The sequence below is a fragment of the Caballeronia insecticola genome (assembly GCF_000402035.1).
In the GTDB taxonomy this organism is placed as follows: Bacteria; Pseudomonadota; Gammaproteobacteria; order Burkholderiales; family Burkholderiaceae; genus Caballeronia; species Caballeronia insecticola.
Window position 1 is genome coordinate 283,874 of record NC_021294.1, and the last position, 22,964, is coordinate 306,837.

21 protein-coding genes and 1 pseudogene are annotated in these 22,964 nt (G+C 63.4%); 11 read left to right on the forward strand and 11 right to left on the reverse strand.

The window, feature by feature from the left end; translation table 11 throughout:
- Window positions 1–87 precede the first annotated feature (87 nt).
- Window positions 88–408: a YXWGXW repeat-containing protein gene (locus tag BRPE64_RS15415; RefSeq protein WP_016354379.1), complete on the reverse strand. Its 321-nt coding sequence runs from the start codon at window positions 406–408 to the stop codon at window positions 88–90.
- 95 nt (window positions 409–503) lie between these two features.
- A complete protein-coding gene (locus tag BRPE64_RS15420) occupies window positions 504–1,418 on the reverse strand; it encodes a LysR family transcriptional regulator (protein ID WP_044042676.1) in 915 nt (304 codons plus the stop codon).
- 106 nt (window positions 1,419–1,524) lie between these two features.
- On the opposite strand from BRPE64_RS15420, the gene BRPE64_RS15425 reads away from it, so the two are divergent.
- From BRPE64_RS15425 to BRPE64_RS15435, 3 genes and pseudogenes are all read left to right on the forward strand, one after another.
- Window positions 1,525–2,499, forward strand: coding sequence for an alpha/beta fold hydrolase (locus BRPE64_RS15425; RefSeq protein WP_016354381.1), 975 nt, complete (start codon window positions 1,525–1,527; stop codon window positions 2,497–2,499).
- 226 nt (window positions 2,500–2,725) lie between these two features.
- Window positions 2,726–4,654: a hypothetical protein gene (locus BRPE64_RS15430; protein WP_144063419.1), complete on the forward strand. Its 1,929-nt coding sequence runs from the start codon at window positions 2,726–2,728 to the stop codon at window positions 4,652–4,654.
- A gap of 240 nt (window positions 4,655–4,894) precedes the next feature.
- Window positions 4,895–5,080: pseudogene (locus BRPE64_RS15435) on the forward strand (glutathione S-transferase family protein); the annotation flags it as partial.
- On the opposite strand, the gene BRPE64_RS15440 reads toward BRPE64_RS15435, so the two are convergent.
- Both BRPE64_RS15440 and BRPE64_RS15445 read right to left on the reverse strand, forming a co-directional pair.
- A complete protein-coding gene (locus BRPE64_RS15440) occupies window positions 5,071–5,922 on the reverse strand; it encodes a 3-hydroxybutyryl-CoA dehydrogenase (protein ID WP_016354384.1) in 852 nt (283 codons plus the stop codon). The pseudogene BRPE64_RS15435 and the gene BRPE64_RS15440 sit on opposite strands and share 10 nt — an antisense overlap.
- A 113-nt stretch (window positions 5,923–6,035) precedes the next feature.
- The gene (locus BRPE64_RS15445; protein WP_044042677.1) at window positions 6,036–6,515 is read right to left on the reverse strand and encodes a 2,4'-dihydroxyacetophenone dioxygenase family protein; all 480 of its coding nucleotides are present in this window, start codon (window positions 6,513–6,515) and stop codon (window positions 6,036–6,038) included.
- Between the two features lie 120 nt (window positions 6,516–6,635).
- Here BRPE64_RS15445 and BRPE64_RS15450 point away from each other — a divergent pair, with 120 nt between their 5' ends.
- From BRPE64_RS15450 to BRPE64_RS15470, 5 genes are all read left to right on the forward strand, one after another.
- The gene (locus tag BRPE64_RS15450) at window positions 6,636–7,562 is read left to right on the forward strand and encodes an ABC transporter ATP-binding protein (protein ID WP_044042278.1); all 927 of its coding nucleotides are present in this window, start codon (window positions 6,636–6,638) and stop codon (window positions 7,560–7,562) included.
- Window positions 7,559–8,320 (forward strand): ABC transporter permease, encoded by a 762-nt coding sequence (locus tag BRPE64_RS15455; protein WP_016354387.1) that lies wholly within the window; start codon window positions 7,559–7,561, stop codon window positions 8,318–8,320. Before BRPE64_RS15450 ends, BRPE64_RS15455 begins: the two co-directional genes overlap by 4 nt.
- A gap of 46 nt (window positions 8,321–8,366) precedes the next feature.
- Entirely contained in the window at window positions 8,367–8,849 is a 483-nt protein-coding gene (gene msrB / locus BRPE64_RS15460) for a peptide-methionine (R)-S-oxide reductase MsrB (RefSeq protein WP_016354388.1), read from the forward strand.
- 36 nt (window positions 8,850–8,885) lie between these two features.
- Window positions 8,886–9,467, forward strand: coding sequence for a hydrolase (locus BRPE64_RS15465; RefSeq protein ID WP_016354389.1), 582 nt, complete (start codon window positions 8,886–8,888; stop codon window positions 9,465–9,467).
- 61 nt (window positions 9,468–9,528) lie between these two features.
- Window positions 9,529–10,575: a patatin-like phospholipase family protein gene (locus BRPE64_RS15470; RefSeq protein ID WP_016354390.1), complete on the forward strand. Its 1,047-nt coding sequence runs from the start codon at window positions 9,529–9,531 to the stop codon at window positions 10,573–10,575.
- Between the two features lie 431 nt (window positions 10,576–11,006).
- Here BRPE64_RS15470 and BRPE64_RS15475 read toward each other — a convergent pair whose 3' ends face one another.
- Complete coding sequence (locus BRPE64_RS15475; RefSeq protein WP_016354391.1) at window positions 11,007–12,164, reverse strand: metallophosphoesterase; 1,158 nt, start codon at window positions 12,162–12,164, stop codon at window positions 11,007–11,009.
- Between the two features lie 267 nt (window positions 12,165–12,431).
- Here BRPE64_RS15475 and BRPE64_RS15480 point away from each other — a divergent pair, with 267 nt between their 5' ends.
- Window positions 12,432–13,037, forward strand: coding sequence for a hypothetical protein (locus BRPE64_RS15480; protein WP_044042279.1), 606 nt, complete (start codon window positions 12,432–12,434; stop codon window positions 13,035–13,037).
- Between the two features lie 65 nt (window positions 13,038–13,102).
- Here the strand turns inward: BRPE64_RS15480 and BRPE64_RS15485 are convergent, their stop codons facing one another.
- Together BRPE64_RS15485 and gabT are read right to left on the reverse strand one after the other, a co-directional pair.
- Window positions 13,103–14,563: an NAD-dependent succinate-semialdehyde dehydrogenase gene (locus tag BRPE64_RS15485; RefSeq protein ID WP_016354393.1), complete on the reverse strand. Its 1,461-nt coding sequence runs from the start codon at window positions 14,561–14,563 to the stop codon at window positions 13,103–13,105.
- Between the two features lie 67 nt (window positions 14,564–14,630).
- The gene (gene gabT / locus BRPE64_RS15490) at window positions 14,631–15,923 is read right to left on the reverse strand and encodes a 4-aminobutyrate--2-oxoglutarate transaminase (protein ID WP_016354394.1); all 1,293 of its coding nucleotides are present in this window, start codon (window positions 15,921–15,923) and stop codon (window positions 14,631–14,633) included.
- Between the two features lie 138 nt (window positions 15,924–16,061).
- Between gabT and pdxR the strand changes: the two genes are divergently transcribed.
- Complete coding sequence (gene pdxR, locus BRPE64_RS15495; RefSeq protein ID WP_016354395.1) at window positions 16,062–17,558, forward strand: MocR-like pyridoxine biosynthesis transcription factor PdxR; 1,497 nt, start codon at window positions 16,062–16,064, stop codon at window positions 17,556–17,558.
- 82 nt (window positions 17,559–17,640) lie between these two features.
- Here pdxR and BRPE64_RS15500 read toward each other — a convergent pair whose 3' ends face one another.
- On the reverse strand, window positions 17,641–18,528 hold the full coding sequence (locus BRPE64_RS15500; protein ID WP_016354396.1) for a hypothetical protein: 888 nt from the start codon (window positions 18,526–18,528) through the stop codon (window positions 17,641–17,643).
- Between the two features lie 471 nt (window positions 18,529–18,999).
- Between BRPE64_RS15500 and BRPE64_RS15505 the strand changes: the two genes are divergently transcribed.
- Complete coding sequence (locus BRPE64_RS15505; protein ID WP_044042678.1) at window positions 19,000–20,196, forward strand: M20 aminoacylase family protein; 1,197 nt, start codon at window positions 19,000–19,002, stop codon at window positions 20,194–20,196.
- Between the two features lie 9 nt (window positions 20,197–20,205).
- Here BRPE64_RS15505 and BRPE64_RS15510 read toward each other — a convergent pair whose 3' ends face one another.
- The 3 genes from BRPE64_RS15510 to BRPE64_RS15515 form a co-directional block, all read right to left on the reverse strand.
- The gene (locus BRPE64_RS15510; RefSeq protein WP_016354398.1) at window positions 20,206–21,747 is read right to left on the reverse strand and encodes a methyl-accepting chemotaxis protein; all 1,542 of its coding nucleotides are present in this window, start codon (window positions 21,745–21,747) and stop codon (window positions 20,206–20,208) included.
- A gap of 147 nt (window positions 21,748–21,894) precedes the next feature.
- The gene (locus tag BRPE64_RS33440) at window positions 21,895–22,056 is read right to left on the reverse strand and encodes a hypothetical protein (protein ID WP_173405463.1); all 162 of its coding nucleotides are present in this window, start codon (window positions 22,054–22,056) and stop codon (window positions 21,895–21,897) included.
- A gap of 40 nt (window positions 22,057–22,096) precedes the next feature.
- Window positions 22,097–22,693, reverse strand: coding sequence for a glycosyltransferase family 9 protein (locus tag BRPE64_RS15515; protein ID WP_051180439.1), 597 nt, complete (start codon window positions 22,691–22,693; stop codon window positions 22,097–22,099).
- Between the last annotated feature and the right edge of the window lie 271 nt (window positions 22,694–22,964).

Genomic DNA, 22,964 nt, shown 5'->3' on the forward strand with positions numbered 1-22,964 from the left:
GCGACGAGCGCCGCGGCGAGCAATGTTTTCAGCATGATGAGCCACTCCGGTTCGGCGTTGCGGGTTTCCTGCGTGGACCGAACGCCATCACGCCCAGTGCCCTTCGATCCAGCGCCAGTTCGGGCCGCGCTGCGCCCAGTGTCCCGGCACCCAGCGATAGCCCGCGCGCACCGGCCGCCAGTGGCCCGCCGCCCAGACATAGCGTCCATGGTCCCAGCGCCAGTGGCCCGGGTCCCACGCATAGCCCGCGCGCATGGGCGGCGGCGGTTCGACGCGCGGCGGCGGCGGCGCGGACGGCGCGACGACAATAACCTGCGCCTGTGCAGGCGCGCTGTGCAACGCGGCGCAGGAAAGGACCAATGCGGGTGCGAGAACGGCTGCGGCGAAGGCCGCGCGTGTATTTGTCATGACGTGTCTCGTCGATTCAGGGTTGCGACGAAAACTTGAACGCGGCGTCGCGCGATTTTCCGTCGCGGGATGCGCGCCGAATGTGTAACGAGTTTTTACGCAAACGCGTCCAGACCATCGACGAGACGCTTCGCGAGGCGCGGCTGTCGCAGTTGTTCGATCCACCATTGCAGCGCGCGGCCTTCGTGATCGCCGCGCCACGCGACATACAGCACGTTCGGCTCGCGTGGATCGGCGGTGTCTTTTTCGACGAGATCGCCCCGCGCAAGCAACGCCTCCACGCGACGACGCGGCACCCAGCCCGTGCCGAGCCCTTGCCGCTGCGCGAGAATCTTCGCGCGCATGCTGGGCACCGCCAGCGCCGCCTGGCCGCCGAGCACACCGTACGCGCGGCCCGCCGAACGCGACGAATCCGCCACCACCACGGCGCGATGCGCGGCGATCTGCTCGCGCTTGAGCGGCCCCTTCTCCTTCGCGAGCGGATGACGCGGCGAGACCGCGAACACCCATTGCATCACGCCGAGTTCGAACCAGCGCAGGCCGGGAATCGCGGGCGGCTCGTTGGTCGCGCCGACGATGAGATCCGCGCGGCCGTCGCGCAACGCTTCCCACGTGCCGCTCAGCACTTCGTGCGTGATGCGTAGCGAGACGCCGGAGCCGAGCGCATCGAAGGTCTGCACGACTGGCAGGAGCGTCTCGAATTCGAGGATTTCGTCGCAGACGATCCACAGCCTGTCCTCCCAGCCGCTCGCGATCTGCTTCACGCGTTGCGCGAGGCGCGAGACGTCGAGCATCAGCCGTGCGGCTTCGTCGGCGAGCAGATGACCGGCCGGCGTGAGTTGCAGCCGATAGCGGCGCCGGTCGAAGAGCAGTGCGTCGAAGCGCGTTTCGAGTTGCCGGGCCGCATGCGAGACCGTCGATGGCGCCTTGCCGAGCCGCGCCGCCGCGCGCGACAGGCTGCCGGTTTCGCGGATCGCGTCGAGCAGGGACAGTTCTTCCTCTGACAACATGTTCGACTCCATCGAACGAGTTCAACGCCCCGATCGTACGGCAAAGGCGCCGTTGCGGTCCAACATGAAGTCATCGGTCAAACCAAACCTTCGATGGAGCAGAACGATGAACGCTTTCCTTCACACGATGCGGCGCGCTGCCGGCGCGCTTCTCGCCGCCGCCGCGCTGCAACCGTTCGCGCATGCGGCCAACGCGCCGCAGCCGGCTGTTGCCGCGAGCGCGATCCAGTCGCATACGATCGACGCGAACGGCGTCCAAGTGCATTACTTGCAGGCAGGCCAGGCTTCGGCGAATACAGACGCGACGCCCGTCGTGCTGCTGCACGGCTACACGGAAACGAGCCACATGTGGCAGCCGTTGATGACGCGGCTCGCGGGCGAGCGCGTCGTGCTGGCGCCGGATTTGCCGGGCGCGGGCGGCTCGGCGATACCCACTTCCGGCTACGACAAGAAGACCCTCGCGCAGGACATCCACGCGATGGTGCACGCGCTGGGCTACCGCCGCGTGAAGCTCGTCGGGCACGACATCGGGCTAATGGTCGCGTATGCCTATGCGGCGCAATATCCCGACGAAGTGGACAGCATCGTGTTGATGGATGCGTTTCTGCCCGGCGTCGGCGACTGGCAGAAAGTCTGGCTGCTGCGCGACAAGTGGCATTTCAACTTTTACGGCGACACGCCCGAGAAACTCGTGCGCGGCCGCGAGCGCATCTTCTTCGAGCATTTCTGGAACGATTTCGCCGCCGATCCGGCGCGTTCGGTGAGCGACGCCGATCGCCGCTACTATTCGGCTCAATATGCACGCAACGGCCGCATGCGCGCGGGCTTCGAGTATTTCCACGCGTTCCCGCAAGACGCGCAGGATTTCGCCGCTTTCGCGAAAACGCCGCTCACGATGCCGATGCTCGTCCTCACCGGCGAGCGCGCATCGGGCACGTTCCTGATCGATCAGGCGAAGCTCGTCGCGACCGACGTGCACGGCGTGGTCGTGCCGGGCGCGGGCCACTGGCTGATGGAGGAAGCGCCGGACGCGACGATGACGCAACTGGTGCGTTTCATCGATGCGCCTTCGGCCAACTGATCAGAATGTGTACCCGCTGGAGAACACGACGCTGACGGAATGGGCACATACAGCCGAGGCCGCTGCCTCGGACGGTGGGTTAAAGGTCGCCTACCTCGCGACGGTAACGCCGTTGAACACAGCGTCGCCGTCCATATCGATAAGCTTCCCGTCCGTCCCGCGCCGACCGGCTGGCAGCGTCGACATATATGCTAAGCTGAAATCAGGTTCGGATCAGCGATCCTCGATGGGTTATCTCGCATCATGGCTTAAAGCGGCGGCGATCGCCGTATTCCAAAATCGAATTTTGCATTGCCCCACCGCTGGGGCTTTTTTTTCGAAGAAAATGATAAGTACTCCGAATTTAAAAGTTGTCTCAGAGCAAGTGAACACCGCAACGCCAGTGTCTAACTGGGAACCGGACACCGACTACAACACGAACGACTTGGTATGGTGGGAAGACAGCACCTATGGGGCTATGGCTTCGCACCATTCGAGCAGCGACTTTATGGCTGACTTGAGTGCCGGAATGTGGCGGATCGTGGGCAGCGATCTTGCTGAGCGTCTGGAAGATCCTGAAGGTTCCAGTCTGATCGGCTTTGTTCAGTCTGGTGCGGGGGCCGGGTCGCGTACCGCGCTGGACAAGATGAGGGAGTGTGTCACAGTCGACGACTATTATCGGCCGGACCTCGGCGACGTCGATCACACACAAGCCTTTGCGCGCGCCATGTCGTATCTTGCATCGCGCGGCGGCGGCATTATTCGATGCCCCGGCAACTCGTATCGGGCGACGCAAATCGTACTAGGCCGGTTCATCTTGATCGAGGGCATGGGCGCCGGTGCGACAGAACTCATTCAGTCACCCGGCGCGAATCGAGACTTCCTAGTCAGCGAAAATTTTGCAGCGCTCACGCTATCGGGGCTGCGTGTTTCACAGGATTCGCGTGTGCCTTCATGGTTCGGCATTAAAGACATACGCGTCAACGGGAATGGCGCTGCGCAAAACTCTGGACGCTGCATTGCATGGTACGGCGCAGCGATCTTGATGAAAGGAGATGTCTTCGTTTATGCCGGTCACGACGACAATATTTACACGGAGTACGCAATAAGTAGCGGCTCGGGGTCGTGGCAGCAGCAGGAAGAGGGCCTCATCGACAACGTCACTACGATGCGTAGCGTGACGGGTGTCGGCTGGCGCAACCGCGGCCCGCACAACACGGTAATCAAGTCCATCATTTCCGGCTATAACGCCACCGGCGGTTATATCGCCGAGACGCTTCCTGGCAAATACGACGGCAACGTCACCGAGATCAGCCACCTCCACACCTACGCGAATGTCAACGATGTCGGCGCGTTGATTGGGTCAATAACCGGAATCGCGCATTGGATCATTGATGGCGACTATGGGGAAATCAGCGCTTCGACGTGTCAGATTGGCCGCGTAAAGATTTTCAATGGCGGCCAAACGAATGACGGCCTCCGTGTCCTCGGCAACGACAATAACATCGGGACCGTTCTCGGTATGATGTACCAAGGCACGACTGGTCGAAGCGTTGTGTCGATAGCGGGCAGCGGAAACAATATCAGCATTGTCAAGGCATACGGGCAACTCGGAGCGCACACCGGACTGAAGATCACAGGTTCAGGCAACACGGTGGATGCACTTTACGCACGCGAGTGCTCGATTGGGCTTGACGTGTCCGGTAGTTTGAGCCGAGTCGGTGGCAAGATCATTCTGCCTTATGCGGCGGGGTTCAAATACACCATTCCGACGGATCTGCATCGAGGAAAGAACCGCATCGATCTTGAGATTTACGCGACGCAAGGTGTGTACGTCACGGGCGATCGTCCGGTTGATCAGCTCGATCAAGTCAACATCAAAGGGTCTGGCCTGGGGGTGTCGGCCGGCTGTCGGGCGGAAATTCAATCTGACCCGTTCGCGCTCGATAACACAAACACGCAAGTGATCACAGTCCCACATGGTTTGCTGTACACGCCGACCCGGCAGGCGGTCTCTCTGACGCTACTCGAAAGCTCTCCGGCCGATACGAGTTTTGTCGACGTGAGGTTCAAAGTCGTCAGCTGTGACGCGACTTACATCACCGTTCAAGTCAAGGTGCCAACCGCTGCTGCTGCGGGAACAAAAGCACGGATCGGGGTTCGTGTCACGATTTGAGGATTTCCGACAGAGGCACTTTTGACTCTCGTCGAATTCTCACAAGTCGTCAATCGGTAATTGTTGCGGGCGCGCCTTGGGTCAGTGGCTCGGTGCGCGCTCTGGTTGCCGTCGAATGTTGGAGCGCCGAACGTTCACTTGGCCGGCAGCACGGCATTGCATTCGTAGTCGACTTCAATCATCGTGCGCGCGCTGAAAGGCCTCGAAACGATGATCGGCGCTTCGGTCATCCACTGGCCAATGCAACGTATCGCGGACTACCCACATCTGTCGAGGTACGTGCGCGAGATTTACCGCATGCCGGGCGTGGCGGACACCGTGAATGTCGAGCACATCAAGCGGCATTACTACGAAAGCCACCGCACGATCAACCCGACGGGCATCGTGCCCGCCGGACCCGTGCTCGACTTCGCCGTTCAGTCGTAGCGGTACACGCCGTGCTTCGTCTTGCGCCCGAGCCGTCCCGCCGAGACCAGTTCGCGCAGCAGCGGGCACGCGCGGTACTTGGAATCGCCGAAGTCCTTGAGGAACACGTCCATCACGGACAAGCACACGTCCAGGCCGATCAAATCGGCGAGCCCGAGCGGGCCGATCGGATGATTGGCGCCGAGCTTCATGCCCGCGTCGATTTCCTCGGCGCTCGCGACGCCTTCGTAGAGCACGAAAAACGCTTCGTTGATCATCGGCACGAGAATGCGGTTGACCACGAAGCCCGGCGAATTGCGCACGCCGATCGGCGATTTGTCGAGCTTTTCGGTGAGTTCGCGCACGGCGGCGGCAGTGGCGTCGCTCGTCTGGACGCCGCGAATCACTTCGACCAGTTGCAGCAGCGGCACCGGATTGAAGAAGTGCATGCCGATAAAGCGCTCGGGCGTGGCGAGCGTGGCGGCGAGCGACGTGATCGAGATCGACGACGTATTCGACGCGATGATCGCATCCGGCCGCGCCGCCGCCTCGATCTGCTTCAGGATGCGGTTCTTGAGCTCGACGTTTTCGGTCGCGGCTTCGATCACGATGTCGGCGGCGGACAGGCGCGCGTAATCGGTCGAGGTCTCGATGCGCGTGAGCGCGGCGTCACGCGCCGACGCCGCGAGCTTGTCCTTCGACACGAGCCGCTCCAGGCTGCCGGTGAGCGTGGCGATGCCTTTGGCGAGCGCGGCGTCGGTGACGTCGATCAGCACGACCTTGAAGCCCGCGACGGCCGCCACCTGCGCGATGCCGTTGCCCATGGTTCCCGCGCCGACGATGCCGACGGTCTGAATGTTCATGCGTTTGTCTCCCTCAATCTGAGCCGGCCCGGGCGGCCGGCAAGCCGAAATGGACGATGCGCGCGCAGAGCGCGTCCGGGTATCGATTCTAACCAGCGATGCGGCTCGCCACGTTAGCCGAAAGACGTCAAATCTTTCGGTGCGAGGCCGTGTTCATGACAATAGGCAGCATAACGGTCCCAACCGCTGCGCCAGTTTTCCGCCGCGAGAATGTGGCCGCTGTCGTTCACGAACAGCAGTTCGCCCTGAATGATGTTGAGCGTGACGATGTCCGCGCTCCCCGATTCCGCCGGCAACGCCTCGGGCGTGTGGCTCGACCCGGCCGTTTCATACACGATGCTGCCCGGCTCCGCGATCCAGTCGTGCTCGCGGTACTTCCAGCGCCCCTGCACCGTATAGACGATGACCGTTCCCGTATGGCGATGCCGCGGCATCTGGCCCTTCGCGGGCGCTTTCATGAGCGCGATGGTCTCGCCGCGTATCGGATCGAGCTTGAAATACTTGACCAGCACGCGTTCGCTGTAGGGCGTAAAGGGCACCCACGGCAAGTCGGCGTCATTGAGGCACGTGGTCTGGATCTGTTCGAACAGCATGATGTCGGCTCCTTGCGCTGAGACGTCCATTCTAGGCAGCGCCGCGGCCGGCGAACATCGGCCGAACGGATGACCCTTTCGATCGAGCCGGATTGCGCGCTATCTGCTATCGTCCGTGCCATGCCAACCATCATCACCCTATCCAACCTGTCGAAGACCTACGGGTCGGGCTTCCGCGCGCTCCGGGACGTGAACCTGGAGATCCGGCGCGGCGAGATTTTCGCGTTGCTGGGCCCCAACGGCGCCGGCAAAACGACGCTCATCAGCACCGTCTGCGGCATCGTGAATCCGAGCGAGGGCAAGGTCACCGTCGCCGGTCACGATATCGTCACCGATTACCGCGCCGCGCGCGCGATGATCGGGCTCGTGCCGCAGGAACTCACCACCGACGCCTTCGAAACCGTCTGGGCGACCGTGTCGTTCAGCCGCGGCCTGTTCGGCCGGCCGAAGGATCCGGCGCATGTCGAAAAAGTGCTGAAGTCGCTCTCGCTCTGGAGCAAGAAGGACAACAAGATCATGACGCTCTCGGGCGGCATGAAGCGGCGCGTGCTGATCGCGAAGGCGCTCGCGCACGAGCCCGAGATCCTCTTTCTCGACGAACCCACCGCAGGCGTCGACGTCGAACTGCGCCGCGACATGTGGGACCTCGTTCGCGAGCTGAAGTCGAACGGCGTGACCATCATCCTGACCACGCATTACATCGAGGAAGCGGAGGAGATGGCGGACCGTATCGGCGTCATCAATCGCGGGGAGATCGTGCTCGTCGAGGAAAAGCACGAACTCATGCGCAAGCTCGGGCAGAAAAAGCTCACGCTGCAACTCGAACATCCGCTCGCCGAGATCCCCGCGCCGCTCGCGCCTTACGGTCTCACGCGCTCAGCCGACGGCGCCGAACTCACCTACACCTATGACGCGCACGACGAGCCGGGCCGCATCATTGCGCTGCTGCGCCATGTCGACGAAGCCGGCCTGCGTTTCAAGGATCTGCAAACGACGCAAAGCTCGCTCGAAGACATCTTCGTGAGCCTCGTCAGGGAAGCCAAATGAATCTATACGCCGTTCGCGCGATCTACCGTTTCGAGATGGCGCGCGCCGGACGCACGCTGATGCAAAGCATCGTGTCGCCGGTCATTTCCACGTCGCTTTACTTTGTCGTGTTCGGCGCGGCTATCGGCTCGCGCATTCCGGAAGTCGACGGCATCAGCTACGGCGCGTTCATCGTGCCCGGCCTCGTGATGCTTTCGCTGCTCACGCAAAGCATTGCCAACGCGTCCTTCGGCATCTATTTTCCGAAGTTCACCGGCACGATATACGAACTGTTGTCCGCGCCGGTGTCGCACTTCGAACTGGTGGTCAGTTACGTGGGCGCGGCGGCGACAAAATCGGTCGTGCTCGGCCTGATCATTCTGCTGACCGCGCGCCTGTTCGTGCCGCTCAGAATCGATCACCCGGTCTGGATGATCGTGTTTCTGCTGCTCACGTCGATCACGTTCAGCTTGCTCGGATTCATCATAGGTATCTGGGCCGACGGCTTCGAGAAGCTGCAGATCATTCCGCTTCTGATCGTCACGCCGCTGACGTTCCTCGGCGGCAGCTTCTATTCGATCCACATCCTGCCGCCGTTCTGGAAGACGGTCGCGCTGTTCAATCCGGTCGTCTATCTGATCAGCGGCTTTCGGTGGAGCTTTTACGGACTCGCGGATGTCCAAGTCGGCGTGAGTTTCGGCATGACGGTGGTATTCCTCGGCGTATTCATCGCGATCGTCGCGTGGATCTTCAAGACGGGATACCGGCTCAAATCCTGAGACGGCGGGGCGCGCCGCCCGCGCCGTGCACGAGGGCGTTCATCGGATGAAAATCATGAGACGCACGAAGCGCAGTTTTCTCGGCGTGATGACCGGTGCCTTTGTCATCGGCGAAGCCCGCACCGCGCCCGCTCGATCGTACGAAGTGGATCACGGCGCCGCCGGCTGGCGCCGCCGCCTTTCCGCCGAGCAGTTCCGCGTGCTAAGGCGCGGCGGCACCGAGCCGCCGTTCGCAAGCCCGCTGCTCAAGGAACAGCGCAGCGGCATCTACGCGTGCGCGGGATGCGGGCTCGAACTGTTTTCATCGGCGTCGAAATTCGAAAGCGGCACCGGCTGGCCGAGCTTCTGGAAGCCGCGCGACGGCGCTGTCGCAATGCACGCCGATGCCACCGGCCACATGCGCAACGAAGTGCATTGCCGGCGCTGCGGCGGACATCTCGGCCACGTTTTCGACGACGGCCCGAAGCCCACCGGCCTGCGCTACTGCATGAACGGCACGGCGCTGGACTTCCGGCAGCAGGAAGTCTGACGCGGCGTTTCCAGTCAACCTTTTTCGCAACTTGCCATGAACGCACCCGAACTGAAGCTCGACGCGGCGAAGACCGCGCTCGTGCTGATCGATCTTCAGGCGGGCATCGCCGCCTTGCCTGTGCAACCTCACGACGCCCCCAGCGTGCTTGCCAACGCGCGCTTGCTCGCCGACCGCTTCCGCGCGCTCGGTGCGCCGGTCGTGCTCGTCAAGGTCGCGTTTCCGAACGCACCGGGCGGGCTTCGACCGCTCACCGATTCGGGGCAAGCTCAGGAAGCGCCCGAGCCCGCGGGCTGGAGCGAACTGTGCGCCGAACTGGGCGTGCAGGCGTCGGATATCGGCGTGACCAAGCGGCAGTGGGGCGCGTTCTACGGCACGGACCTGGACTTACAACTGCGTCGGCGCGGTATCGACACGATCGTGCTGGGCGGCATCGCGACTGCCATCGGCGTGGATTCGACTGCGCGCGGCGCGCACGAGCGCGGCTATCAGCAGATTTTCGTCGAAGATGCGATGAGCGACCTGCACGCCGACACGCACGAATCCACGTGCCGCTACATCTTTCCGCGCATCGGCCGGATTCGTTCGACGGAGCAGGTTCTCGCCGCGCTGGCATAGCGGCGCGCGTCGCCTATGCTGTAGCGTACGTCCGATATCGACGGACGCGAGAGGTGCGGCGATGGCGGCCATTCCGAAAGTAGCGATCGCGTGTCAGGGCGGCGGCAGTCATGCGGCGTTCGCCGCGGGCGTGCTCGAAGCGCTTCTGAGCGGCGAGTTCTACAGCCGTTTCGAGCTGGTTGCGTTGTCCGGGACCTCCGGTGGCGCGATGTGCAGCGCGCTCGCGTGGGCCGGGTTGCTGCTCGGCGGCCCGGCCGATGCCATACGGCGTCTCTCCGGCTTCTGGACGGATCTTCAGGCGCGCGACGGGCCGGATATCGTCGCCAACGCGCTCGGCACGTGGTACGCGCGCCTGCCGGTCAACGCGGAAATCAGCCCTTATCTCTATCCGCCGGTCGCCGAGGAGCGCCTGCGCGAATTGCTCGATAAGCATCTGCCGTTCGCCTCGCTGCCGGCGGCACCCGAGCAACGCGCAAAGCCGACGCTGCTCATCGGCGCAACCGACGTGCAATCCGGCGATCGCGTGATCTTCACGGGCGAGAAGCTGGATATCGATCAACTCGTCGCGTCGGCTGCCGTGCCGCCGCTGTATCGCGCCGTCGCCGCCGATGGCCGCCTGTGCTGGGACGGTCTCTTCAGCAGCAATCCGCCCGTGCGCGAGTTCACCGACTTCGCGCTCGCGTCGCGGCCCGACGAGATCTGGGTCGTGCAGATCAATCCGCAATATCGTCGTGAATTGCCTGAATCGATGAACGAGATTATTGATCGACGCAACGAACTTTCTGGAAACCTTGCTCTTGGGCAGGAGCTTTATTTCACTACGCGCGTCAACGAACTTTTGACGACAAACAAATCTCTCGCGAAGCGCTATAAGCCGATCAAGATTCGCGTCGTGCAGATGCATCTCGATGCGAAGGATTATCCCGGGCCACTCGATTATGCGTCGAAGCTCGATCGCAATCCCGCGCTCATCCACGCGCTGATCCGCAAAGGGCGCGAGCGCGCGGCATGGTTCTTCGATGAACGCTCGAACTGGCCGCGTGACGACACCGTGCCGCATCGTAGCGTGTATGCGACGCGTCCGCCGATGGCATCGAACCGATCCTGATTGACGTCGTTTAATTGCTCACAGTCATCTATATCGATGAGAAGGCATTTAGTTAGGAAGCCTATGATGTTATTGAATTGGTGAATGCACCGAACCAATCATGATCGCTAGTTTTAGCGGCCTATAGTCATTTAGTTCTTTTCAAAGAGCATTCATTTAGTAATCCTATGGTATTATTATCAACAGATGAAGACTTAAAACTGAGCCTGATCAATAACGTTTTGCGTCGTATGGGCGTGTATGCACTTCCCAAATCATTCATTTAGGAGTATTCTGGTATCCTAATTGATTCATTCATCGTAATTTGCGAAGCACTCGCTGGCAGGGCCCCACCTACTGGCGAGTATATTCGTCACCCCCTTGACCGGGTGTTGCGCTTTTCCCCATGTGCGGGACGCGCGGCGCGCAAGCGCTGCGCGTTTTTTTTTGCCTTACGCCGTTGCGACCAGACGAACGCGCGTAATCTCCGAAGGCGCGCCAAGGCGTTTCGGCGGCCCCCAATAGCCGGTTCCCCGGCTCGTGTAGACCCAGAGTCCGTTGAATTTCACCAGCCCGGCAACGAACGGCTGTTGCAGACGCACGAAAAAATTCCACGGCAGGAATTGTCCGCCGTGGGTATGTCCTGAAAGCTGCAGTGTGAAGCCCGCTTCGGCGGCGGCGGTGGCACTGCGCGGCTGATGCGCGAGCAACACGCGCACGGCCGCATCGGCGGGGGCGCCGCTGATCGCTTTCGCCGGATCGCTGCGGTGCGCGGGATCGAAACTGCCCGCGCCGTAATCGGTCACGCCCGCGACCACGGCTTGCGCGCCGTCGTGGTTCAGCACCACATGCTGATTGAGCAGCACGGTCAGTCCCAGACGGCGGAATTCCGCGATCCATTTGTCGGCGCCCGAGTAGTACTCGTGATTCCCCGTGACGAGAAACGTGCCGTGCCGCGCGCTCAGGCCGGCGAGCGGGCGCGTGTGGTCGGCGAGATGCGGCACCGAACCGTCCACGACATCGCCCGTCACCGCAATCAGATCAGGTTTGAGGCCGTTGACGGCATCGACAATGCGCTCCACGTAATGTCGCTTGATCGTCGGGCCGACGTGGATGTCGCTGATCTGCACGATGGTAAAGCCGACGAGCGCCGCGGGCAGATTCTCGATGGGCACATCGACGCTCACGACCGGCGCGCGCCGCCGCGCGTTGTAGAAACCGATCGCGGAGAAGAGCACGGCGAGCAGCGGCACGGCGAGCGCGCTATAAGCGACGAGCAACGGCGAGCCGACAGGCACGCCACGCAGCCAGTCGACGAGGTGCACGAAGAAAAGCATCACGTCGCGCGCGAATGTCAGCAAGAGCAGCGACGAGAACAGACCCAGCGCGGTGAGTCCGAGCCAGGCGAAGCGGTCGGCGAGCGGTTGCGCCTCGATCGAGCGCGCCGCCATGCCGAGCGGAATCAGGATCACCGACGCCACGAGCAGCGCCGCCGCCAGCACCTTGAGCGGCAGCCCGACGGGCGCATCCGGAATGAGCCGCACGCCGACATAGATATGAAACAGAATACCGATGCCGATAAAGCGGATAAAGAAAGCCGAGCGTCGCATAGCACCTCAGGGGATCGGTGAAGCGGCAAGGCGGGCCGGCTGCACCCGCGAGGATATGGAACCGATTCTACCGGTTCGACGCCGCGCGCGCCTTTTACCGTCGCGCGCCGCCGGTGCAGGGCGAAACGCGGGATATCGCGCAAACCGTTGGACGCGCGCCCGGCTCGCGCGGTATAAATGACGCGGCTTCGCTCTCAGTCGACGTCGCTGAGACGCAGCTAATCAAGCTCAATGATTCGCACTGCAAATTTCAAGCGAGGAACGTTCATGAAGATGAAACTGTCCGCCGTCTCGATTCTTTTCATGTCGGCAATGTACGCTTCGACGGGCACCGCGCTCGCGCAGGATCCGCCGCTTTCGAAGGAGGCCAGGCAGATCGTCGGTGAGGCGCCGCCGATCCATGTTCAGGCGCAGATCGTGGGCATCGATCCGGCGACCCGGACACTCACGGTGCGCGGCCCGCGCGGCGTGTCGACGGTGCTCGTGAGCAAGGAAGTCACGAACTTCGATCAGTTGCATGTCGGCGATCGCGTCGATGTCGATTACAAGAACGCGCTGCTCGTGAGCGCCGAGAAAGTGAAGGGCGCCGCCGGCGGCACGCGGCAGCGCATCGATACAACGACCTATCAAGCCGCGTCGGGTCCGAAGGGCGAGACCGGTTTCGATGCGACGCGTCAGGTCGAGATCATCGCGACGGTCGAAAGCATCAACACGAAGAAGCGCACGATTACGTTGCGCGGACCGTGGCGCACCGAGACGTTCGATCTCACGCCGGATGTCGCCGAGGAGAAGCTCAGGAAGGGCGACACGATCCACGCGGTGTTCGTGTCGGCGACGGCGGTGCGCGTCACGCCGGCCGGGGCGGCGAACTGACGTAAAAAAAGCCCCGGCGTTTCGAACACGCCGGGGCTTCATGCATCGCACACGCTGTTGCGTAATCAGACCGCCATGCAGAGATACTTGATCACGACGTAGTCATCGATACCGTAATGCGAGCCTTCGCGGCCCAGCCCCGATTGCTTCACGCCGCCGAACGGCGCGACTTCGTTCGAAATCAGACCGGTATTGATGCCCACCATGCCGTATTCGAGCGCCTCGGCGACGCGCCAGATGCGGCCGATGTCGCGGCTGTAGAAGTACGCGGCGAGACCGAATTCGGTGTCGTTGGCCATGCGCACGACTTCATCGTCCGACGAGAACTTGAAGATCGGCGCAAGCGGCCCGAAGGTTTCTTCCTTCGCCACTTTCATGTCTGTCGTGACATTGGCGAGCACGGTCGGTTCGAAGAAGCCATGTCCCAGCGCATGACGCTTGCCGCCGGTGGCGAGCGTCGCGCCTTTGGCGAGCGCGTCTTCGATATGCGATTCGACCTTCTTCACCGCCGCTTCGTTGATGAGCGGCCCGAGCGCCACGCCGCTTTCCGTGCCGCGCCCGACCTTCAGCCCGCCGGCCGCCGCAGCCAGTTTTTGCGCGAAGGCATCGTAGACGCGTTCGTGCACGTAGAAGCGGTTGGTGCATACGCAGGTCTGCCCGCTGTTGCGATATTTCGATGCAATCGCGCCTTCGACGGCAGCGTCGATATCCGCGTCGTCGAACACGATGAACGGCGCATTGCCGCCGAGTTCGAGCGTCACTTTCTTGACGGTCGGCGCGCTTTGCGCCATCAGCAGACGGCCAACGGCGGTCGAACCGGTGAACGACAGCTTGCGGACGATCGGATTGGCGGTCATTTCGCCGCCGATCGTCTTCGGGTCGCCGGTCAGGACGCTGAGCACGCCTTTCGGCAGGCCCGCGCGTTCGGCGAGCACCGCGAGCGCGAACGCCGAGAATGGCGTCGCTTCGGCGGGTTTCACGACAATCGGGCAGCCGGCCGCGAGCGCCGGGCCGACCTTGCGCGTGATCATCGCGGCCGGGAAGTTCCACGGCGTGATCGCCGCGCAAACGCCGATCGGCTCTTTCGTCACGACGATGCGCTTGTCGGCGGCGGGCGTCGCGAGCGTATCGCCGGCGACGCGCTTGCCTTCCTCGGCGAACCATTCGATGAACGAAGCCGCATACGTGATCTCGCCCTTCGCCTCGGCGAGCGGCTTGCCCTGCTCGGTCGTGAGGATCAGCGCGAGGTCGTCGGCGTTGGCCATCATCAGGTCGAACCAGCGGCGGAGAATCACCGCGCGCTCCTTGGCCGTCTTCTTGCGCCAGGCGGGCCATGCGGCATTGGCAGCGTCGATAGCGCGACGCGTTTCCGCCGCGCCCATTTTCGGCACCGCGCCGAGCGATTCGCCCGTCGCCGGATTCACGACGTCGAACGTCGCGCGGTCATCGGCCTGTTGCCATTCGCCATCGATATACGCGTCGTGACGCAGCAGCGTCGGGTCCTTCAGTTGATCTTTCAAGCTCATGTTTTCGCGAGTCCTTTACAGATGATCGAAGTCCGGTTCGAGTCTGGTCCGATTGTGCCCGTATTCGTCAAACCGTGACGCCGACCGTTTCCGTCAGCACGTCTTCGAGAATGGCGAGCGCCTCGTCGAAAATTTCGTTTTGAATGGTGAGCGGAAACAGGAACCGGACGACGTTCGAATAAACGCCGCACACGAGCAGCAGCAAACCGCGCTCCAGCGCGCGCGTCTGCACGAGCTTGGCGAAGGCCGCGTCGGCGTCGTGCGAGCCGGGCTTGCAGAACTCGACGGCGATCATCGCGCCGGGGCCGCGCACATCGGCGATCTGCGGTACGTCGGCCTTGAGTGCTTCGAGTTTTGCCTTGAGCTTGTCGCCGAGCGCCGTACCTCGCGCGCAGAGTTTTTCGTCGTCGATGATGTCGAGCACCGCGTGCGCCGCCGCCACCGCGAGCGGGTTGCCCGCATACGTGCCGCCGAGCCCGCCGGGCGCGGCCGCATCCATGATTTCCGCGCGCCCGACGACGCCCGACAGCGGCATGCCGCCCGCCAGCGACTTCGCGATCGTCATCAAATCGGGCACGACGCCGTAGTGCTCCATTGCGAACAGCTTGCCGGTGCGCGCGAAGCCGGTCTGCACTTCATCGGCGATGAGCAGGATGCCGTGCTCGTCGCAGATTTTGCGCAGGCCACGCACGAATTCCACCGGCGCCTGATTGAAGCCGCCTTCGCCCTGAACCGGTTCGAAGATGATCGCGGCAACGCGCGCTGCCTCGATATCCGCCTTGAACAGATGCTCGATGGCGCGCAGCGAGTCTTCCACCGACACGCCGTGCAGCGCATTCGGGAACGGCGCGTGGAACACGTCCGACGGGAACGGCCCGAAGCCGATCTTGTACGGCGCGACCTTGCCGGTGAGCGCCATGCCCATCAACGTGCGGCCGTGAAAGCCGCCCGTAAAGGCGATGACGCCCGGACGGCCGGTCGCGGCGCGCGCGATCTTCACCGCGTTTTCGACGGCTTCCGCGCCCGTCGTGAAAAATGCGGTCTTTTTGGCGTGCGAGCCCGGCGCGCGGGCGCTGATCTTTTCCGCGAGCGAGACGTACGACTCGTACGGCACGATCTGATACGCGGTGTGCGTGAAACAGTCGAGCTGCGCGCGGATCGCCTCGACGATCTTCGGATGACGATGCCCCGTGTTGCACACCGCGATACCCGCCGCGAAGTCGATGAAGCGGCGTCCCTCGACATCCCACAATTCCGCGTTCTCGGCGCGCGCCGCGTAGAAGTCGCACATCACGCCGACGCCGCGCGGGGTCGCGGCATTCTTGCGGGCTTGCAGATCGGCGTTCTTGAGGGTGCTCACTGAAATCTCCTTCGCGCGGATGGCGCTTTGCGTGCAGTTCGGATTGGGCCTTTTCAGCCGATTGAATTTAGAGACGACTATAGTAAGATTTGGCCCTCAAGTTCAGAGCCATTTCAATAAATCTATAGGAGCCATTCGATGTCGACGCGTGCGAGCGTGCTCTCCGACTGGCTCGCGCAGCGCCTCGACCGCGCGAGCGACCAGCCGATCTACCGGCAATTGCACCGGCTTCTTCAGCAGGCGATTCTCACGCGCGAACTCGCGGCGGGCGCGAAGGTGCCGTCGTCGCGGCTGCTCGCGGCGGAACTCGGCGTCGGGCGCAATACGGTGACGCAGGTTTACGAACAGCTTGCGATCGAAGGCTATGTGTCGTCGGCGACGGGGCGCGGCACGTTCGTCGCCGACAGTGCGCCCGACGAAATCCTCTTCGACGATGCGCCGCCCGCAGCCGTCGCGCCGCCCGACATGCAATCGACGTTGTCCGCCCGCGGCGCGCGCCTGATTACGGGCGCGGGCGTGTCGAAGCGGCAGGGCGGCGCGTTCATGCCGGGCGTGCCGGATGTGTCGCGTTTTCCGTCGCGCGTGTGGAACCGCCTGCACGCGAAATACTGGCGCCGGCCGCTGCCCGATCTGCTGACCTACGCGCCCGGCGGCGGGCATTCGGGCCTGCGCCACGCGCTCGCGGACTATCTGCGCACGTCGCGCTCGGTGCGCTGTACGCCGGAGCAGATCGTCGTGACGACCGGCATCCATCAGTCGATCGATCTGGCCGCGCGTCTGCTCGCCGACTCCGGCGACACGATCTGGACGGAAGACCCGTGCTACTGGGGCGTGCGCAGCGTCTTGCAGGTGTCGGGCCTCGATCTGAAGGCGATTCCCGTCGACGCGGAAGGCATTGCGCCCACGCCCGCCGATCTCGCGGCGCCGCCCAGACTGATGCTCGTCACGCCGTCGCATCAATATCCGCTCGGCATGGTGATGAGCCTCGCGCGCCGCCGCATGCTGCTCGAATTCGCGCGCCAGCATCGCTGCTGGATCGTCGAGGACGATTACGACAGCGAGTTCCGCTACGGCAGCCGCCCGCTCGCGTCGCTGCAGGGCATGGATACGGGCGGGCAGGTGATCTATGTCGGCAGCTTCGGCAAGACGCTGTTTCCGGGCTTGCGGATCGGTTACGTGGTCGTGCCGGAGGCGCTGGCGGAAAGTTTCGCGACGGCGAGCGCCGAGTTGTATCGCGAAGGGCAGTTGCTGCAGCAGGCGGTGCTCGCGGAGTTCATCGAGCAAGGGCATTTCACGTCGCATATTCGGCGCATGCGCGTGCTTTACGGACAACGCCGCGACGTGATGCTCGCGACCATCGCCGCACGCTACGGCGACACGCTAGCCATTGCCGGCGGCGATGCGGGGCTGCATCTCGTGCTCAAGCTGCCGCACGGGATCGACGATCGCGCCGTTGCCGCCGCTGCGCTTGCGGAGAACATTGTCGTGCGGCCGCTGTCGGGGTATTACGCGCATCGGCCGGATGCGGAGCCTGGCTTGTTGATCGGCTATGCGTGCGTGCCGGACGAGGAGATTGCGGCGGCGTTCGAGACGCTTGCGGGCGTGATCGACGGGTTTTTGCAGGGAAGGGATTGAAGCGGAAGGATGGGCTTTATCGACCCGTTTCTGCCGGCCAGTATCGGACGGAGGACACTCGCCATGGGATCTGCCCGACCGATCAATACGTCAGATCCAGACTGACGGTCCATCCTTTGACATGGGGACCAAACAGGTAGGCTGCTCCCACCCGCAGGCGCTTCGACTGTGCGTTGTCTCTCGAAAGAGGAAGTTCGAATCCGCCCCCGACGTTCGCCAATTTTGAGAATCCAAGAGCGTCGCGATTGGGTCCGAAAAATCCGCCATACCCCGCGTCGATAACGTAATTCAACGGGCGCCCGAGTAGCTGAACACCTACAGGCGCCGAATAGGTCGACTGGACCGACCATGAACCGGCCGTTTGTCTGAATCGCAGCAGAGGATCGGACTCGTCGAAGCTTGAGATCCACGACCACGCAATATGTCCACGCACAGTCAGCTTCTGCGCCGGTGCCAGATTCGCCGACCATTCGAGCGCGGCATTCGGTGTGATCAGCCATGCATTCTCGTGCCAGTTGAATAGCGGCCCATCGAGGACAGGTTTCAGGCCAGTGGCTACGCCTGCGTATGAGGCGTCATTGAGCAGCCTGGCCACGCTAAAGTCCACGCCCGGCTCGAAAGTGAACCCATAGCCGAGCTTGCTTTTCAGGAACAGGCCGCCCGTCGCGCTGAAGGCCGACCACTTGCCTGTGATGCTGCCTGCCTGACCATTTGGCGCGCCGATGTTGAATTCGTCTTTTTGGCGAAAGTAACCGGCGGAAACCCGCCAGCCAACACTATTTCGATCCGAAAACGTGAGCAAACTGCCCTCGTATGGAATCCGGGTGACGGTAAGCGTTTGCGGGACGGCACCATCTGAGATGTCGAGATGTGACGAGCTGATGTCCTGGGTCGCGGTAAGGTTGAGAATTTGCGCATAGCCAGAACCGAGACGCAAAGCGCCAATGGCGTCCCTGCTGGACTGCGCCATGGCAGACGCTGAACTCGTGACCGCGAGAACGGCAAGGATCCGAGCCGATGGAACCCGCGCAACGCTGCGAAAGCCTCCAGCCGACGATCGCATGCGAGGGTTTCTCCATTTGGCGGGCGGACACGCGCTCGGAAGCACTATATACCGCATGCCGTTGAGGGTGATTTTTTCGAACTTTTCTCGCGATTGGCGCTTCTGCTCGACGCTGCGTTACGTCAACCGGGAACAATGCGAAGGCCCGAGATTGAGGGCCGAACCATCGTTTGTTGCAGACTGCATCAGCCGGCGATAGTCCGAAGCTGGCCGACAGCCTAACCACAAGCCGTCTCCCCGAAAATTTCCGAAGAAACAAAAAAAACCGCTCACGGAACTGGAAAGCTGCGCGCATGTGGAGGATCATGTGCGCCGTTTTCCGCGTATCCGTATCGCGTGGCCGCCGTGCCGCGCGACTCATTCAGCCAGGGTTTTTCCATGCCGACTTCCTCGTCCGATTCAGTTTTCACCGTCATCGCCGATCTCGCAGACGACGCGCCGTCGCTGCGCGAGATTCGCCACGACATCCATCGTCATCCGGAACTCTCCTACGAGGAGACGCGCACCGCGGCGCTGGTCGCCGAACGGCTGGAAGCGTGGGGCTGGCAAGTGACGCGCGGCGTGGGCGGTACGGGCGTCGTCGGCACGCTGAAGTCGGGCGACGGCACGAAGAGCATCGGCCTGCGCGCCGACATGGACGCGCTGCCGATCATCGAGCAGACCGGCAAGCCTTACGCGAGCGAGACGCACGGCAAGATGCACGCATGCGGCCACGACGGCCACACGACCATGCTGCTCGGCGCCGCGCGGCATCTGGCGCGCACGCGGCGTTTCAACGGCACGGTGCATCTGTACTTCCAGCCCGCCGAAGAGCACGGCGTGCCGAGCGGCGCGCAGAAGATGATCGCGGAAGGCCTGTTCGAGCGATTTCATTGCGATGCCGTGTTCGGCGTGCACAACCATCCCGGCGCGCAGCCCGGCACCTTTCTGTTCCGCAAGGGGCCGTTCATGGCGGCGGGCGATCAGGTGTCGATCGTGATCGAAGGCGTCGGCGGGCACGCGGCGCGGCCGCATCTCTCGGTCGATCCGGTGGTCGTGACGGCGAGCGTCGTGATGGCGCTGCAGACGATCGTCGCGCGCAATGTCGATCCCGCGCAGCCGGCCGTCGTCACGGTCGGATCGATGCATGCGGGCACGGTCAACAACGTCATCCCCAATCGCGCGACGCTGGAGCTTTCAGTGCGTTCGTTCGATCCGAAAGTGCGCGAATTGCTGAAGCGCCGCATCAAGGAACTGGTCGAAGCGCAGGCCGCGAGCTACGGCGCGAGCGCGACGGTGACGTATCTGGAAGGCTATCCGGTGGTCGTGAATTCGGACGCGGAAACCGAGTTCGCGATTCAGGTGGCGCGCGAACTGGTGGGGGAGGAGAACGTCGTCGCCCATGCGGATTTGCTCATGGGCAGCGAGGATTTCGCGTTCATGCTGCAGGCGCGGCCGGGGTCGTTCCTGCGCATCGGTAACGGCGCGGGCGAGGACGGTTGTATGGTCCACAACCCGCATTACGATTTCAACGACAAAAATCTGCCCGTCGGTGCGGCTTATTGGGCGCGGCTCGTCGAGCGATTCCTCGCGTGATCGAAAGCCTCAAGCCGGCAACCTGAAACTCCCGATCGCCTCCCGCAACCCGTCCACCTGATCCTTCAGCGAATGCGCAGCGGCCGCCGCCTCTTCGACGAGCGCGGCGTTCTGCTGCGTCACCTGATCCATCTCGACGACCGCGCGGTTCACCTGCTCGATGCCCGCGCTCTGCTCGCGCGATGCGTGGCTGATTTCATCGAGAATCTCGTTCACGCGGCGCACCGACTGCACGATCTCGGTCATCGTCGCGCCCGCGTTCGTCACGAGCGATGCGCCTTGCTGCACCGTCTGCGTCGACGTTTCGATGAGCGCCTTGATCTCCTTCGCCGCCGTCGCCGAACGCTGCGCGAGGCTGCGCACTTCCGCCGCGACAACCGCGAAGCCGCGTCCCTGTTCGCCCGCGCGCGCCGCTTCCACGGCCGCGTTGAGCGCGAGGATATTCGTCTGGAACGCGATGCCGTCGATTACGCCGATGATGTCGCCGATCTGCTGCGAACTCGCGGTGATGCGCGTCATCGTGTCGATCACGTCGTCGACGACGCCGCTGCCGCGCGTCGCCACGTCCGCCGCCTGCTCCGCGAGCCGCGCCGCCTGCGCCGCGCTCTCCGCGTTGTTCTTCACGTTGGCGGTCATCTGGTCCATGCTCGACGCGGTCTGCACGAGCGCCGCGGCCTGTTCCTCGGTGCGCTGCGACAGATCGGTGTTGCCCGCCGCGATTTCCGACGCGCCCACGTTGATGTTCTCGGTGCCGTTACGCACGCGCGATACGGTTTCGACCAGTCCGTGCTGCATGACGCTCAACGCGTGCAACAGGCTCGTGGTGTCGCCCGTGCGGACGTCGACGGCGCTCGTCAGGTCGCCGCGCGCAATGCGATGCGCCGCGCCGACCGCCAGTTCCAGTTCGCCGCCGAGGTTGCGCTTGATGCTGCGCAGGACGATCAGCATCGCGGCCGTCGCGATACCGCCGAGCAGCGCCGTGATCCCGAGCCAGCGCAGCGCGCTTGCCCAGAACGCGGTCTGCACGTCGTCCATATACATGCCGGTGACGAGATACCAGTCCCACTGCGCGAAGCGTTGCGCGTAGGAGAGCTTGCCGACCGGCTTGTCGCTGCCCGGCTTCGGCCACAGATAGCTGATGAAGCCGCCGCCCGTCTGGTCGCCCGCCTTGACGATATCGACGAACAGGCGATTGCCCGCCGGATCCGTGTACGTCGACAGATCCTGGCCGTTCATGGCGGACTTGATCGGATGCATCACCATCTTCGGATGCGAATCGTTGATCGAGAGATAGCCGTCCGTGCCGTAGCGGATCGCGCCGATCACTTCCAGCGCGCGCTTTTTCGCTTCCTCTTCGGTGAGCGTCTTGTTGGCGGCGAGCGCCGCGTAATGCGCGGTGATCGCGTAAGCCTCGTTGACGAGTGTCTTCAACTGCTCCTTGCGGTCGTCGATCATCGACGTCCGGTTCTGCCACGCCCCGATAATCCCGATCGCGATCAAGCCGATCCACAGCACGGCGATCAGCGAGCCGAGCTTCCTGTTCAACGTCATTGTGTTCATGTGCGCCCGTCCGCCTCGTTGCGTTGTCATTGCGACGGCGCATGCCGCCGCATGCCCGCTTTACGGCAGGCGCTGCGGCGAATGTAGGGCGGGGAATACCCGAAGGGGATTTGTCTGATCTGAAACGCGAACGGCGGATTAGTAGCGCCGGATCGGATCTTTGTCGGGTGGCGCGTCGGGATGCTGCGGTTCATCCGGCCGATGACCGGGCGACGGCGGCGTGAGCGGATCGGCTTCCGGATCGCGGTTCGGATCGGCGATGGGGTCCGGTACCGGGCTGGTCTGCAAATCGAATTTCATGATGTCCTCTGAAAGGCGGTTCGGCGCAGGCACGGCCGCCTCACGCGGATTCGTGCGTCGCCGGCATGTGCAGCGTGAACGGGTTGCCCGGATGCGCGTCTCCCGTGCTCGACAACAAAGCGCGGGCGCGCGCGACGATCGTGTCGCTGCCAGTGTCGCGCGGATGCTCGGCGAGCACGATCTGCGGCGTGCCGGATGCGCCCAGCGCGCGAACGGCGGCGAGCGGCGAGGACGCGGCGGCGTCGTCGCAGACGAGCAGGCGCGCGTGGGCGATCAACCGCGGCAGCGCACCCGGCGTGACGGCGCCCGCGAGAAAGAGCGCTGCTGTCTGCATCGCGCCGAGCACGGCGCCGGTGCGTCCGTGATCGGGCGCGTCGCCGACGATGGCGATCTGCCAGCCGTCGGCGGCGAGTTGATCGGCGACATCGGCGTAACGGTCCGGGCCCCACGCGGGCGCGTCGCGATGACTGTCCGGATGAATCAGCACCAGACGCTCGCGCTCGATACCGTGAAACGCGGCGAGTTCATCGTATTCGTCGTCGTGGGCGGCGTCCGGCCGCGTGACGACGCTCGGCTCGTTCGGCACCAGTGCGGTGGCGAAGTCTTCGCTCAGCGGGGAAAGGGGATTGGCTCGCATCCTGGCTCCTGCAAGTGACGTGGCCTCGTTCGATGGATGTCCCGCGAAAATCGCGGCCGCGAGCGCTTGGCAAGCATCCGGCATGCCCGCGACGGGTCCGGCGCGTCTGCTGCGTCAGGTGCGCGCGGTCGAGACAGGTTGCAACGAAGTCCGTGACAGTCTGAGCGTCGGAGCGCGACATCTGTCAGGTATTGAAGGAGCCACGGCGTCGCACGTCAAGCGTGCGCTTTCTGCTGCGGATGTAAAAAGCCGCCGCCTCGGCATGGCGAGG

What these genes read in the sequence shown, in the direction of transcription:
- BRPE64_RS15415 (WP_016354379.1), bottom strand. Translation starts at nt 408, where the DNA reads ATGACAAATACACGCGCGGCCTTCGCCGCAGCCGTTCTCGCACCCGCA.
- BRPE64_RS15420 (WP_044042676.1), bottom strand. Translation starts at nt 1,418, where the DNA reads ATGTTGTCAGAGGAAGAACTGTCCCTGCTCGACGCGATCCGCGAAACC.
- BRPE64_RS15425 (WP_016354381.1), top strand. Translation starts at nt 1,525, where the DNA reads ATGAACGCTTTCCTTCACACGATGCGGCGCGCTGCCGGCGCGCTTCTC.
- BRPE64_RS15430 (WP_144063419.1), top strand. Translation starts at nt 2,726, where the DNA reads ATGGGTTATCTCGCATCATGGCTTAAAGCGGCGGCGATCGCCGTATTC.
- BRPE64_RS15440 (WP_016354384.1), bottom strand. Translation starts at nt 5,922, where the DNA reads ATGAACATTCAGACCGTCGGCATCGTCGGCGCGGGAACCATGGGCAAC.
- BRPE64_RS15445 (WP_044042677.1), bottom strand. Translation starts at nt 6,515, where the DNA reads ATGCTGTTCGAACAGATCCAGACCACGTGCCTCAATGACGCCGACTTG.
- BRPE64_RS15450 (WP_044042278.1), top strand. Translation starts at nt 6,636, where the DNA reads ATGCCAACCATCATCACCCTATCCAACCTGTCGAAGACCTACGGGTCG.
- BRPE64_RS15455 (WP_016354387.1), top strand. Translation starts at nt 7,559, where the DNA reads ATGAATCTATACGCCGTTCGCGCGATCTACCGTTTCGAGATGGCGCGC.
- msrB (WP_016354388.1), top strand. Translation starts at nt 8,367, where the DNA reads ATGAAAATCATGAGACGCACGAAGCGCAGTTTTCTCGGCGTGATGACC.
- BRPE64_RS15465 (WP_016354389.1), top strand. Translation starts at nt 8,886, where the DNA reads ATGAACGCACCCGAACTGAAGCTCGACGCGGCGAAGACCGCGCTCGTG.
- BRPE64_RS15470 (WP_016354390.1), top strand. Translation starts at nt 9,529, where the DNA reads ATGGCGGCCATTCCGAAAGTAGCGATCGCGTGTCAGGGCGGCGGCAGT.
- BRPE64_RS15475 (WP_016354391.1), bottom strand. Translation starts at nt 12,164, where the DNA reads ATGCGACGCTCGGCTTTCTTTATCCGCTTTATCGGCATCGGTATTCTG.
- BRPE64_RS15480 (WP_044042279.1), top strand. Translation starts at nt 12,432, where the DNA reads ATGAAGATGAAACTGTCCGCCGTCTCGATTCTTTTCATGTCGGCAATG.
- BRPE64_RS15485 (WP_016354393.1), bottom strand. Translation starts at nt 14,563, where the DNA reads ATGAGCTTGAAAGATCAACTGAAGGACCCGACGCTGCTGCGTCACGAC.
- pdxR (WP_016354395.1), top strand. Translation starts at nt 16,062, where the DNA reads ATGTCGACGCGTGCGAGCGTGCTCTCCGACTGGCTCGCGCAGCGCCTC.
- BRPE64_RS15500 (WP_016354396.1), bottom strand. Translation starts at nt 18,528, where the DNA reads ATGGCGCAGTCCAGCAGGGACGCCATTGGCGCTTTGCGTCTCGGTTCT.
- BRPE64_RS15505 (WP_044042678.1), top strand. Translation starts at nt 19,000, where the DNA reads ATGCCGACTTCCTCGTCCGATTCAGTTTTCACCGTCATCGCCGATCTC.
- BRPE64_RS15510 (WP_016354398.1), bottom strand. Translation starts at nt 21,747, where the DNA reads ATGACGTTGAACAGGAAGCTCGGCTCGCTGATCGCCGTGCTGTGGATC.
- BRPE64_RS33440 (WP_173405463.1), bottom strand. Translation starts at nt 22,056, where the DNA reads ATGAAATTCGATTTGCAGACCAGCCCGGTACCGGACCCCATCGCCGAT.
- BRPE64_RS15515 (WP_051180439.1), bottom strand. Translation starts at nt 22,693, where the DNA reads ATGCGAGCCAATCCCCTTTCCCCGCTGAGCGAAGACTTCGCCACCGCA.